The 12,397-nt window shown below is 72.3% G+C and carries 8 protein-coding genes and 1 pseudogene; 6 read left to right on the top strand and 3 right to left on the bottom strand.

The annotated features are described in order from the left end of the window. Positions 1 to 15: 15 nt before the first annotated feature. Positions 16 to 1,042: pseudogene (locus QFZ64_RS12105) on the bottom strand (NADP-dependent oxidoreductase). Positions 1,043 to 1,234: 192 nt separating this feature from the next. On the opposite strand from QFZ64_RS12105, the gene QFZ64_RS12100 reads away from it, so the two are divergent. From QFZ64_RS12100 to holA, 3 genes are all read left to right on the top strand, one after another. Next, positions 1,235 to 2,284, top strand: a complete 1,050-nt coding sequence (locus QFZ64_RS12100) for a GlxA family transcriptional regulator (RefSeq protein ID WP_307071662.1) — start codon at positions 1,235 to 1,237, stop codon at positions 2,282 to 2,284. A 58-nt stretch (positions 2,285 to 2,342) separates the two neighbouring features. Further along, a complete protein-coding gene (locus QFZ64_RS12095; protein WP_307064942.1) occupies positions 2,343 to 2,588 on the top strand; it encodes a hypothetical protein in 246 nt (81 codons plus the stop codon). A gap of 117 nt (positions 2,589 to 2,705) precedes the next feature. Beyond that, positions 2,706 to 3,698, top strand: a complete 993-nt coding sequence (gene holA / locus QFZ64_RS12090; protein ID WP_307064939.1) for a DNA polymerase III subunit delta — start codon at positions 2,706 to 2,708, stop codon at positions 3,696 to 3,698. A 547-nt stretch (positions 3,699 to 4,245) separates the two neighbouring features. Here the strand turns inward: holA and rpsT are convergent. Beyond that, positions 4,246 to 4,512 (bottom strand): 30S ribosomal protein S20, encoded by a 267-nt coding sequence (gene rpsT / locus QFZ64_RS12085; RefSeq protein WP_307064937.1) that lies wholly within the window; start codon positions 4,510 to 4,512, stop codon positions 4,246 to 4,248. 244 nt (positions 4,513 to 4,756) lie between these two features. On the opposite strand from rpsT, the gene lepA reads away from it, so the two are divergent. Further along, positions 4,757 to 6,625 (top strand): translation elongation factor 4, encoded by a 1,869-nt coding sequence (gene lepA, locus QFZ64_RS12080; protein ID WP_307064934.1) that lies wholly within the window; start codon positions 4,757 to 4,759, stop codon positions 6,623 to 6,625. Positions 6,626 to 6,915: 290 nt separating this feature from the next. After that, positions 6,916 to 8,802: a long-chain fatty acid--CoA ligase gene (locus QFZ64_RS12075; protein WP_307064933.1), complete on the top strand. Its 1,887-nt coding sequence runs from the start codon at positions 6,916 to 6,918 to the stop codon at positions 8,800 to 8,802. A 111-nt stretch (positions 8,803 to 8,913) separates the two neighbouring features. Here QFZ64_RS12075 and QFZ64_RS12070 read toward each other — a convergent pair whose 3' ends face one another. Further along, positions 8,914 to 9,504 (bottom strand): two-component system response regulator, encoded by a 591-nt coding sequence (locus QFZ64_RS12070; protein ID WP_307064932.1) that lies wholly within the window; start codon positions 9,502 to 9,504, stop codon positions 8,914 to 8,916. Positions 9,505 to 9,808: 304 nt separating this feature from the next. Here QFZ64_RS12070 and QFZ64_RS12065 point away from each other — a divergent pair, with 304 nt between their 5' ends. After that, complete coding sequence (locus QFZ64_RS12065; RefSeq protein WP_307064930.1) at positions 9,809 to 12,352, top strand: SpoIIE family protein phosphatase; 2,544 nt, start codon at positions 9,809 to 9,811, stop codon at positions 12,350 to 12,352. Positions 12,353 to 12,397 lie beyond the last annotated feature (45 nt).

The following is a 12,397-nucleotide window of genomic DNA, read 5'->3' as shown; positions in this document are numbered from 1 at the left end:
TGCGGGCGGATCGGCTCAGCGCACGGTGAGGACCAGCTTTCCCACGGTGCGGCCCGTCTCCGCCAGTTCGTGGGCCCGGGCGCCTTCGGCGAGGGGGAAGGCGTCGGAGACGTGGGCCCGCAGCCTGCCCCGGCGGACGAGTTCGGCGACGGCGCGCATTCCGGCCTGGTCGTGCTCGACGAGCAGGGTGACGGCGCGGACCTGTGCCTTCTCCGCCGCGGCGGACGTGTCCTCGGCGCCCGGCACCAGGGAGACGAGGACGCCGCCGGGGCGGAGCACACCCACAGAACGGGTGGCGGTCTCCCCGCCGAGGGCGTCGAGGACGACGTCGTAGGGCTCCTCGGCGTCGGTGAAGTCCTCGGAGCGGTAGTCGACGCAGGCGTCAGCGCCGAGTTCGCGCAGGAACTCGTGCTTGGAGGCGCTCGCCGTCCCGGTGACGTGCGCGCCGCGTTCCTTGGCGATCTGTACGGCGAGATGACCGACGCCCCCGGCCGCGGCGTGGATCAGCACGCGCTGCCCGGCCCGCAGGCCCGCGGTCTCGACGAGGGACTGCCAGGCGGTGAGCGCGGCGAGCGGCAGGGCGGCCGCCTGGACATGGTCGATCTCGGCGGGCTTGGCGGCGAAGGCGCGGGTGGGGCCGGCCACGTACTCGGCGTGGGAACCCGCCCCGTAGGGGTAGGGCAGCATGCCGAACACCTCGTCACCGGGCTGGAAGAGGGTGACGCCCGGGCCGGTCTCCACCACGGTGCCGGAGACGTCCCAGCCGAGGGTCAGCGGCGGGGCCGGCAGGAAGATGCTCAGGGCGCGGTGCTTGACGTCCGTGGGGTTGAGTCCGGCCCGCGTGCACGGCGACGAGGATCTCCCCGAGGCCGGGTGCGGGCCGCGGAAGCTCGGCCAGCCGCAGGACCTCGGGGCCGCCGAGGACCGTCTGGTGCAGGGCGAGCATCACGGGGGTGCCGTCCGGGGCGGCGGAACGTGGGGAGTCCGTGGCGGTCGCAGGGTCCGTGGAGCCGAGGTTCTCAGGGGTGTTCGTCGAAGTCATGCCTTGATCCTCGCCAGGGGGCCGACCCGGGGCGATGGCAGAAAGGTCATCATCCGATACATTCTTGCCATGCCCGTCACCCCCGTCGACCACAGCGTCCCCGGAGCCCCCACCGCTCCCGTCGTCAACCCGTCCGCAGCGCCCTCGTGGGCCCGTGACCTGGTCGACCGCGCGGCCGAACTGGGGCGCCGGATGAGCCCGCCCCCGCGACCGGGCGCCCACAAGGTCGTCGTACTCGCCCTCGACGGTGTCTATCCCTTCGAACTCGGCATCCCGCACCGGGTCCTGGGCTCCGCCGACGGCCGCTACGAGGTGCTGTCCGCGAGCGTGGACGGGCAGCCCGTGCGTACGGACGCGGACCTGACCGTCATCCCCGGGCACGGTCCCGAGGTGCTGGCCGAGGCGGACACCGTGATCATCCCCCCGTACGCGGTCTCGCCGGCCCCGGACCCGCGGGCCCTCACCGCTCTGTCCCGCGTTCTCCCCGGGACCCGCCTGGTGTCCATCTGCACCGGCGCCTTCCTGCTGGCCGTGGGCGGTCTCCTCGACGGTCGCCGGGCCACCACCCACTGGGCGCTCACCGACTACTTCCAGGAGCTGTTCCCCCAGGTCGAGTTCGACGCCGGCGTGCTCTTCGTCGACCACGGTGACGTGCTGACCTCCGCGGGAGCGGCGAGCGGTGTCGACGTCTGCCTGCACCTGGTGCGCCAGGACCACGGCAGCGAGGTGGCCAACGAGGTCGCCCGTCGTTGCGTCGTGCCGCCGTATCGGGACGGCGGGCAGGCGCAGTACATCGAGCGGCCGCTGCCGTCGGCGAGCGAGGCCGGCACCGGGCCGACCCGCGACTGGGCGCTGAAGCGGCTGCAACTTCCCCTTTCACTGGACGAGTTGGCCGTGCACGCGGCGATGAGCACCCGTACCTTCGCCCGGCGCTTCCGGGAGGAGACCGGGCTGAGCCCCGGCCGCTGGCTGACCCAGCAGCGGCTGCGGCGGGCGCGCCACCTGCTGGAGTCCACCGACCTGCCGGTCGAGCGGGTCGCCCACGAGGTCGGCTTCGCCACCGCCACCTCGCTCCGACGGCACCTGGCGGCGGAGGCCGGGGTGTCCCCGTCGACGTACCGGCGCACTTTCCGCGCCTCGGGCCCGGCTGCGGGCGGCGACGGCGGCGGCAACGACGGTGACGCCTATGGCGAGGGCGAGCGCGTCGTCAGGAAAGCGTCGACGACACACTCCACCGGGTGACCCAGCAGTGCGCCACCCACCCGCCGCGCCCCCGTTGACCGTCGCGGACAATGCGGGGGTGAGCGATGTGAGACATGTGCTGGTGCTGCCGGACCGCGACGCCGCGGAGGAGGCGGCCGAGGCGCTGGGGGAGCGGTTCCGGCTGGACGAGGAGCCGCAGCTCGTCCGGGACGCGCTGGCAGGCGAGGACGACGCCGAGGACGCGCAGTGGCTGCTGGTGCTGCGGGACGAGGCGGGCCGGCTCGACCCGGCGGAGCTGGACGCGTTCGCGGGGGAGTGGGAAGGGTGGCGGGAGGAACCGTAGCCCTCGAACAAGGACTTCCGGCAGGGGCGGCGGACTCCCGCCGAGCGTTCCACGGGGCATTCCACGGGGCCATCCCGCGGAGCGGCGCTGTCAGTGGCGCGTGCGATGCTGTGAGCGATGGCCAGGAAGACCGCAACAGACGACCCTCTCGCCCCCGTCACACTCGCCGTGGGCCAGGAGGACCTCCTGCTCGACCGTGCCGTGCGGGAGGTGGTGGCCGCAGCCAAGGCCGCCGACGCCGACACGGACGTACGTGACCTCAACCCGGACCAGCTTCCGCCCGGCACACTCGCCGAGCTGACCAGTCCGTCGCTCTTCGCCGAGCGCAAGGTCGTCGTCGTACGCAACGCACAGGATCTTCCCGCCGACACGGTCAAGGAGTTCAAGGCGTACTTCTCCTCGCCCGCCGAGGAGATCACCCTCGTGCTGCTGCACGCGGGCGGCGCCAAGGGCAAGGGGCTGCTCGACGCGGCCCGCAAGTCCGGGCTGGCGCGCGAGGTGGCCTGCCCGAAGATGACGAAGCCGGCGGACCGGCTGGCGTTCGTGCGGGGGGAGTTCCGGACGCAGGGGCGGTCGGCCACGCCCGAGGCGTGCCAGGCGCTGGTCGACGCGATCGGCAGCGATCTGCGGGAGCTGGCGTCCGCGGTGTCGCAGCTCGTCGCGGACGTGGAGGGGACGATCGACGAGGCCGTCGTCGGCCGGTACTACACGGGGCGGGCCGAGGCGTCGAGCTTCACGGTCGCGGACCGGGCGGTCGAGGGGCGGGCGGCGGAGGCGCTGGAGGCGCTGCGCTGGTCCCTGTCGACGGGGGTGGCGCCGGTGCTGATCACCAGCGCGCTGGCCCAGGGCGTGCGCGGGATCGGGAAGCTGCTCGGCAACCGGGGCGGCCGCCCGGCGGATCTGGCGCGGGAGCTGGGGATGCCGCCGTGGAAGATCGACCGGGTGCGGCAGCAGATGCGGGGGTGGACGCCGGACGGAGTGTCGGTGGCGATGCGGGCGGTCGCGGAGGCGGACGCCGGTGTGAAGGGCGGCGGTGAAGACGTGGGCTACGCCCTGGAGAAGGCGGTGGTCGCCGTCGCCCACGCGGCCCGCTCCCGCGGCCGGGCCTGACCGAAGCAGGCTGCCGGGGCTGCGCTCCACAGCTCCGGGGCCCTGGCCGCCCCAGGGGCGCGGGGAACTGCGCGTCCGGCCCCCACGCGGCCCGCGCCCGCCGACGCTCCGGGTCCCCCGCGTTCTCCCGCGCGGCTCGTACCCGCGGCCGGGCCTGGACCGGGGTAGGAAGGCCCGGGGCTCCCCTTCGCGGCCGCGGGGGGACCCCGGTCGGCTCAGGCGGGCGGGGAACTGCGCGCCCGCCCGCACCTGCCGACACTGCCCGCCCCCCCGAGTTCTCCCGCGCCCGGACACCCCCGCGCCCGGACATGCCGAAAGCCCCCGTTCCTCCCTGGGGAAGGGGGGAACGGGGGCCCCGGCAAAGCTTGAGGATTCGCACCCGCGTGGCGAACGCAGGCCGCGTGCGAACCCGGGGGCCGGACGGGAGCGGATGAGAGAGGGCCCGCTCGTGTCCCTCCGGCGTGTGGACCCGTGGGCACGGATGCGATGCGACCGTACGCACGGATCCGGACCCTTGCGGGTCCGTTCAGATCAGGGGCGAAGGGTGTCAGCCCTTCAGCGCCGCCACCTTGGTGGCCAGGGCCGACTTCTTGTTGGCGGCCTGGTTCTTGTGGATGACGCCCTTGGAGACGGCCTTGTCGAGCTGACGCGCGGCGATGCGCTGGTACTCGGTGGCCTTCTCGACGTCACCCGCGGCAGCGGCCTCGCGGGCCTTGCGGACCGCGGTCTTGAGCGAGGACTTCACGGCCTTGTTGCGCAGCCGCGCCTTCTCGTTCGTCTTGTTCCGCTTGATCTGGGACTTGATGTTCGCCACGAAGGAGCCTTTTCAGGTTCTGGCGCGCGAAACGGTGACCGCGGACGGGACCGCTTCACGTGCCGGTGATTTCTCGGAGAAGTGCCTCCCGTGAGAGGACAGAAGACACAGCTGCCCAGGCTACCAGTCGCCCGGTGGGCCGCCCAAACCACCCGGCACCCCCGGCCCGTGGGACCATGGAGGCTGCGTAACGATCCGACCGAGACCGCAGCAGCTGCGGACGCCTCAAGAATCAGGACCCTGCGTGCCCGCGATCCCCAGCCACGTGCCCGAGCCGAGCCGTACCGACCCGGCGCTGATCCGCAACTTCTGCATCATCGCGCACATCGACCACGGCAAGTCCACGCTCGCCGACCGGATGCTCCAGCTCACCGGTGTGGTCGAGCAGCGGCAGATGCGCGCCCAGTACCTCGACCGCATGGACATCGAGCGCGAGCGCGGCATCACGATCAAGTCCCAGGCGGTGCGCCTGCCGTGGGCCCCCACCCACGACAAGAGCGCCACGCACATCCTCAACATGATCGACACCCCGGGGCACGTCGACTTCACCTACGAGGTGTCGCGCTCGCTCGCCGCCTGCGAGGGCACGGTCCTCCTCGTCGACGCCGCCCAGGGCATCGAGGCGCAGACCCTCGCCAACCTCTACCTGGCGATGGAGAACGACCTCACGATCATCCCGGTGCTGAACAAGATCGACCTGCCGGCCGCGCAGCCGGAGAAGTTCGCCGAGGAGCTCGCCAACCTCATCGGCTGCGACCCGAGCGACGTGCTCAAGGTCTCCGCCAAGACCGGGCTGGGCGTCGACGCGCTGCTGGACAAGGTGGTCGAGCAGGTCCCGGCCCCGGTCGGCGTCAAGGACGCGCCCGCCCGCGCGATGATCTTCGACTCGGTGTACGACTCCTACCGGGGCGTCGTCACCTACGTGCGTGTCATCGACGGACAGCTCAACAAGCGCGAACGCATCCGGATGATGTCCACCGGCGCCACGCACGAGCTGCTGGAGATCGGCACCAACTCCCCGGAGATGCTTCCGGCGGACGGCCTGGGCGTCGGCGAGGTGGGTTACCTCATCACCGGCGTGAAGGACGTGCGGCAGTCCAAGGTCGGTGACACGATCACCAGCCATGTCAAGGGCGCCGAGGAGGCCCTGGGCGGCTACAAGGACCCCAAGCCCATGGTCTTCTCCGGGCTGTATCCGCTGGACGGCTCGGACTACCCCGACCTGCGCGAGGCCCTCGACAAGCTCCAGCTCAACGACGCCGCCCTCGTCTACGAGCCGGAGACCTCCGCCGCGCTCGGCTTCGGTTTCCGCGTCGGCTTCCTCGGGCTGCTGCATCTGGACGTGATCCGCGAGCGGCTCGAACGCGAGTTCGGGCTCGACCTGATCGCCACCGCGCCCAACGTGGTCTACCGCGTGATCATGGAGGACGGCACCGAGCACGTCGTCACCAACCCGAGCGAGTTCCCCGAGGGGAAGATCGACGAGGTCTACGAGCCGGTCGTGCGGGCCACCGTCCTCGCGCCGACCGAGTTCATCGGCGCGATCATGGAGCTGTGCCAGACCCGCCGCGGCACCCTGCTCGGCATGGACTACCTCTCCGAGGACCGCGTCGAGATCCGCTACACGCTCCCGCTCGCCGAGATCGTGTTCGACTTCTTCGACCAGCTCAAGTCCAAGACGCGCGGGTACGCCTCCCTGGACTACGAGCCCACCGGGGAGCAGTCCTCCAGCCTGGTCAAGGTCGACATCCTGCTGCACGGCGACAAGGTCGACGCCTTCTCCGCCATCACCCACAAGGACCAGGCGTACGCGTACGGCGTACGGCTCGTCGCCAAGCTGCGGGAACTCATCCCGCGGCAGAACTTCGAGGTGCCTGTCCAGGCCGCCATCGGCTCCCGGGTGATCGCCCGCGAGACCATCCGCGCCATCCGCAAGGACGTCCTCGCCAAGTGCTACGGCGGTGACATCTCCCGCAAGCGGAAGCTGCTGGAGAAGCAGAAGGAAGGCAAGAAGCGGATGAAGATGGTGGGTTCGGTGGAGGTTCCGCAGGAGGCCTTCATCGCCGTCCTGTCCAGCGACGACGGCGGTGGCGCCGGCAAGGCCAAGAAGTAACCGTCCTCCGGTCGCGGCCGGGGGGACGAAGCGGACATGGAGGGGCTCGTCGTGCGAAAGTGCGGCGGGCCCCTCGGTGTGCGTACGGTCGGCCTGCGGAGGAAGTGAGCGCACATGGCCCCTTACCAACCGGCCGGTCGGCCCTTACGCTGTGCTCGGTAGTTACTCGCGAGTTAAACAAGAGTCGTTGCCCGTGAGTGGAACGACGTCAAGCACGTGAGTGGAACGACACTGAGAGTGAAACCAGCCGCACCTGAGTCAGCCGCACCGTCGCGGGCCCGGAGGATGTCGTGAGCGACACACAGACACTGATCGAGAACCGTCCGCCCTCCGTGGCGGCCCTCTTCCTGGAGCGCGTGGCGGCCACACCGGACGCCGAGGCATACCGCTATCCCGTGCCGTCCCCGTCGGGAGAGGGGCCGGACGACTGGAAGTCGCTGAGCTGGGCGGAGTCCGCGGAACGGGTGCACGCCATCGCGGCGGGTCTCATCCAGCTCGGCGTGCGGCCCGAGGAGCGGGTCGCGCTCGCCTCCTCGACCCGCATCGAGTGGATCCTCGCCGACCTCGGCATCATGTGCGCGGGCGCGGCGACGACCACCGTCTACCCGCAGACCAACGCCGAGGAGTCGGCCTTCATCCTCTCCGACTCCGAGAGCCGGGTGCTGATCGCGGAGGATGCCGCGCAGCTCGCCAAGGCCCGCGAGAAGCGCGCCGAGCTGCCCGAGCTGGCCCACGTGGTGGTCGTCGACCCGGCCGGGGTCGAGCGGACCGCCGAGGAGGGCGACTGGGTCCTCACTCTCGACGAGCTGGAGAGCCGGGGCGCCGCCCATCTGCAGAAGCACCCCGAGCTGATCAAGGAGCGGGTGGGGGCGATCACCAAGGACCAGCTCGCCACCCTCATCTACACCTCCGGCACCACCGGCCGCCCCAAGGGCGTGCGCCTGCCGCACGACAACTGGTCGTACATGGCGAAGGCCACCGTCGGGACAGGACTGATCAGCGGCGACGACGTGCAGTACCTGTGGCTGCCGCTCGCCCACGTGTTCGGGAAGGTGCTCACCTCCGGGCAGATCGAGGCGGGGCACGTCACCGCCGTCGACGGCCGCGTCGACAAGATCATCGAAAACCTGCCGATCGTCCAGCCGACCTACATGGCGGCCGTGCCGCGCATCTTCGAGAAGGTCTACAACGGTGTCGCCGCCAAGGCCCGGGCGGGCGGCCCGGCCAAGTACAAGATCTTCCAGTGGGCGGCCGGGATCGCCCGCGAGTACGCCAAGGTCACCCAGGACAACTTCCGGCGCACCGGTACGGCGTCCGCACCCTTCGGGCTCGCCACCAAACACAAGGCCGCCGACCGGCTCGTCTACGCCAAGATCCGTGAGGCGTTCGGCGGACGGCTGCGCGCCTGCGTCTCCGGCTCCGCCGCCCTCGCACCCGACATCGGCTACTTCTTCGCCGGCGCCGGCATCCACATCCTGGAGGGCTACGGGCTCACCGAGTCCTCGGCGGCCTCCTTCGTCAACCCCGGCGAGGCCTACCGCACCGGCACGGTCGGCAAGCCGCTCCCCGGCACCGAGGTGCGCATCGCCGACGACGGCGAGGTCCTGCTGCGCGGCCCCGGGATCATGGAGGGCTACCACGGGCTGCCGGAGAAGACCGCCGAGGTGCTGGAGGCGGACGGCTGGTTCCACACCGGCGACATCGGCGAGCTCTCGCCCGACGGCTATCTGCGCATCACCGACCGCAAGAAGGACCTGATCAAGACCTCCGGCGGCAAGTACGTGGCGCCGGCCGAGGTCGAGGGCCAGTTCAAGGCGGTGTGCCCCTACGTCTCCAACATCCTGGTGCACGGCGCCGACCGGAACTTCTGCACCGCGCTCATCGCCCTCGACGAGGAGGCCATCCTCGGCTGGGCGAAGGAGAACGGACTGGCGGGCAAGTCGTACGCGGAGGTGGTGGCGGCGCCGGCGACGGTCGCGCTGATCCAGTTGTACGTCACGGAGCTCAACCAGGGCCTCCAGCGCTGGCAGACCCTCAAGAAGTTCCGCCTGCTGCCCCGCGACCTCGACGTGGAGCACGGCGAGATGACGCCGAGCCTGAAGCTGAAGCGCCCGGTGGTGGAGCGGGAGTTCGGGCACCTGATCGACGAGATGTACGCGGGGACGCGGGAGGCGTAGCGACGACGGCCGCGCGCACCGCCGCCGGGTCACCGCGACCCGACGGCGGCGCGTGCTCATGCCCGCGGTCTGCTTGCTCATGCCCGCGGTCTACGTGCTCATGCCCGCGGTCTACGTGCTGCGCATCCGGCGCAGGGTCTCCTCCATGCGCCGTACGTGGCGGCGCAGTGCGAAGACGTCCTGGACCGGGTGCGAGGACAGGTGCGTGTCGAGTTCGTCCAGGTGGGCCGAGAGCTGCTCGAACTGGTGCCGCTCGCGGGCCAGCATCCGTTCGAGCTGCCGGCCCTTGCGGTGCAGGTCCAGGAAGACGCTCACCTTGGCCCGCAGCACCCACGGGTCGAACGGTTTGGTGAGATAGTCGGCGGCCCCGGTGGCGTAGCCGCGGAAGGCGTAGCCCGCGTCCGGGTCCTCACCGGTCAGGAAGATGATCGGTACGTCCTTGGTCTGGTCGGCCCGTTTGATGTGCGCGGCCGTCTCGAAGCCGTCCATGCCCGGCATCCGGATGTCCAGGAGCACCACCGCGAACCGCTGCTTGAGCAGCGCCTTCAGTGCCTCCTCGCCCGACCGTGCGCGGACCAGCGGCTCGTTGAAGGAGCCGAGCACGGCCTCCAGCGCGAGCAGGTTGTCCTCCATGTCGTCGACCAGGAGGATGGCGGCGCGGTTCTCCTCGGCCGCGGTGCCTGCCGTCTGCTCGGCGTTCATCCCGGCGTTCCTCGCCGGTGCCCCACCCGTTCCGACATCTGTACGGAGCCTGGAACCGGTTCTTGAGCGGATGCTCGAATTTGATCGTTTCCCTGCCCGTTTCGGAGTGCATCCGTAGCACTGTTCTCACCCATGGCGGCCTACTTCGGTAACTCGGCGCTTATGGCCGGGGTCAGTCTGTCACTCTGTCCGCATCGGTACAGGCAGATTCGACCGACTGCTCCGGGAGCTGTCCATGGGGGCCATTCCCACACAACGGGACACCTGGGCCCGTCCGGCCGCCACGTCGGCCACACTCGGGGGAATGACCCCCACGGGTGACGATGCGTCCGTCGTGGCCGCGTACGGAAGCGCGGGGTGGCGCACGGTGGCGCGCACGTCGCTGCCCGGCGGGGCGCTCGCGCCGGGCGCCGCCCGCCGCTTCGTCCGCGAGACGCTCGCCGCGTGGACGGCCCGTGCGCTGCCCGGCGCCGGGTTCCTCACGGACCGGCTGTGCGACGACGCCGAGGTGGTGGTGAGCGAGCTGGTCACCAACGCGGTGGTGCACGCGGGCACTGACGTGGTGGTGGAGTGCCGCCTGGAGTACGCGGGGTGCACCGGCTCCGAGGACTTCGGCGGATGCGGGGAGCGTGCCGGGGGCGTGGTGGAGGCGGTCGGACCGATCGAGCCGATCGAGGCCATGGAAGCCATGGAGGCCATCGAGACGATCGAGTGCCTGGATCCGCTCGCGGACGGCGCTCGGCCGCCGGACGGCGCTCTGCTGTCGGGCACCGGTTCGCTGTGGGACAGCGGTGCACCGTCGGACGGCGGTTCGTTGTCGGCGGCCGGGTCCCTCGGGGTGGGGGTGCCTCCGTTCGCCGGGGCCCTCGGGGACGCCGGGGGCCCCGGCGAACGGCAGGACGGCGGCACACGCGGGCCGTACGGCGACGAGGCGGACACCGGCGGTCGTGGGGCGAGCGGATCCGCCGCGCTCGTCGTGGAGGTGTCGGACCGTCATCCCTCCCGGCCCGTGCGGGACGAGGGGGCCCGGGCCCACGGCACGCCGGAGTACGGCCGCGGGCTGCGGCTCGTCGCCGCGCTGGCCCAGGAGTGGGGCATCACCTACCGCCGGGGCACCAAGTGCGTGTGGGCCCGGCTGGCCGGGGGCGACGGGCCCGGCGGGGAGAGAGAGTTCGGCACGTACGGCGCGGTCACGGACACGGCGGAGGCGCCGGCCCCCGTCGGCACGTCGGCGGCGCCGGCCGTCGTCGGCACCGTGACCGGGCCGTACGTCGCCGGCACCGCGGAGGCGCCGGCCGTCGTGGGCCCGTCGGCGATGTCGGACCCGGCGGCCACGGGTGGTGCGCGCTCCACGACTCCGGAAGCGCCGTCCGGGGACGCGGCATCGCCGCACGCCCGGCCGGGGCCCGCCGGCAGGACCGCCGACGGGACGGGGGACGAGCCCGCCGACGGGCCCGAGCAGGACTGGCTCGACCGGGGCGCCCTCTCCTTCCTCGCCGAGGCGTCCGACCTGCTGGCCGGGCAGCTCGACGAGGACCTGGTCACCGCTCTCGCCGGTCAGCTTCTCGTGCCCCGGCTCGCCGAGTGGTGCGCGGTGTGGCTGGAGGACGGGACCACCGACCCGCGCGCCGCCGGGACCGGTACCGCGCGCGGCTCCCGGCTCGCCCGCGTCTGGCACAGCAACGAGGACCGCCTGGAGGAACTGCGCCGCGTCCTGGAGAAGGACCCGCCCCGCCTCCCCGACGCCGCCCGCACCCGCCCCGTACCGGTCTCCTGGCCCGCCGAGGCGCTGGACCCGCCCCAGGGGGAGACAGCCGCGACGGAGCGGGACGACGGAGCGGACGGCGGCCCCGGAGCGGACGGCGACCCCGCCGTGGTCGTCACCCCGGGTGCCGCGCTCGCCTACCGTCTGATCGTCGGCGGCCGCCCCCTCGGCACCGTCGTCATCGGCCGGTCCGGCGTGCCGCGCTTTCCCGACGGGGTCTCCGCACTGGTCGAGGACCTGTGCCGCCGGGTCGCCCAGGCCGTCGGCGCGGCCCGCCAGTACGCCCGGCAGGCCAACATCAGCCGTGTCCTCCAGCGCGGACTGCTGCCCGGCGCGGTCGCAGAGATACCGGGGATGCGCAGCGCCCTCGTCTACGAACCGCGTGACCAGGGCGGCCCGAGCGGCGACTTCTACGACCTGTTCCCCGCCGGCCACGGCCGCTGGTCGTTCGCGATCGGCGACGTCCAGGGGAAGGGGCCCGAGGCCGCGGTGGTCATCGGTCTCGCCCGGCCGTGGCTGCGGCTGCTGGCCCGCGAGGGGTACGCCGTCCCGGAGGTCCTGGACCGCCTCAACCAGCTCCTCCTCGACGACGCCACCGAGGCCTCGGACGCCGCCGCGCGGGCCCTGGTCGCCGCCGGGGTCCCGGACCTCGGTGCCGACGACGGGCCGCAGAACCGGTTCCTGTCCCTGCTCTACGGCGAGCTGGCGCCCGTCGAGGGAGGGGTGCGCTGCACGCTCGCCTCCGCCGGGCACCCCCTGCCGCTGGTCCTGGCGCCCGACGGGAGCGTACGCACGGCGGCACAGCCGCAGACCCTGCTCGGGGTGGTGGAGGACGCGACGTACGACTGCGAGACGTTCGAACTCCGCTCCGGCGACACGCTGCTGTGCGTCACGGACGGGGTGACCGAGCGACGGCACGGACCGCGCCAGTTCGACGACGCCGACGGGCTCGCCGACGCGCTGGCCGGCTGCACGGGCCTGACCGCGGAACGCGTCGCGGACCGGATCCGCCGGCTCGTGCACGACTTCGGCGACGGGCCGCCCGAGGACGACCTGGCCCTCCTGGTCCTCCAGGCGGAGTGACGTGCCGCGGGCGGCCCGGTGCGGGGCGCGTGGGGCCGCCCGTGC

Origin of the sequence: Streptomyces sp. B3I8, assembly GCF_030816915.1 — a bacterium.
In the GTDB taxonomy this organism is placed as follows: Bacteria; Actinomycetota; Actinomycetes; order Streptomycetales; family Streptomycetaceae; genus Streptomyces.
This window is presented reverse-complemented; position numbering and strand designations above follow the sequence as displayed.

Bases quoted from the DNA above. Each gene is read 5' to 3' on its own strand.
- QFZ64_RS12100 (WP_307071662.1), top strand. From the start codon at position 1,235: ATGAGCCCGCCCCCGCGACCGGGCGCCCACAAGGTCGTCGTACTCGCC.
- holA (WP_307064939.1), top strand. From the start codon at position 2,706: ATGGCCAGGAAGACCGCAACAGACGACCCTCTCGCCCCCGTCACACTC.
- QFZ64_RS12070 (WP_307064932.1), bottom strand. From the start codon at position 9,504: ATGAACGCCGAGCAGACGGCAGGCACCGCGGCCGAGGAGAACCGCGCC.
- QFZ64_RS12065 (WP_307064930.1), top strand. From the start codon at position 9,809: ATGACCCCCACGGGTGACGATGCGTCCGTCGTGGCCGCGTACGGAAGC.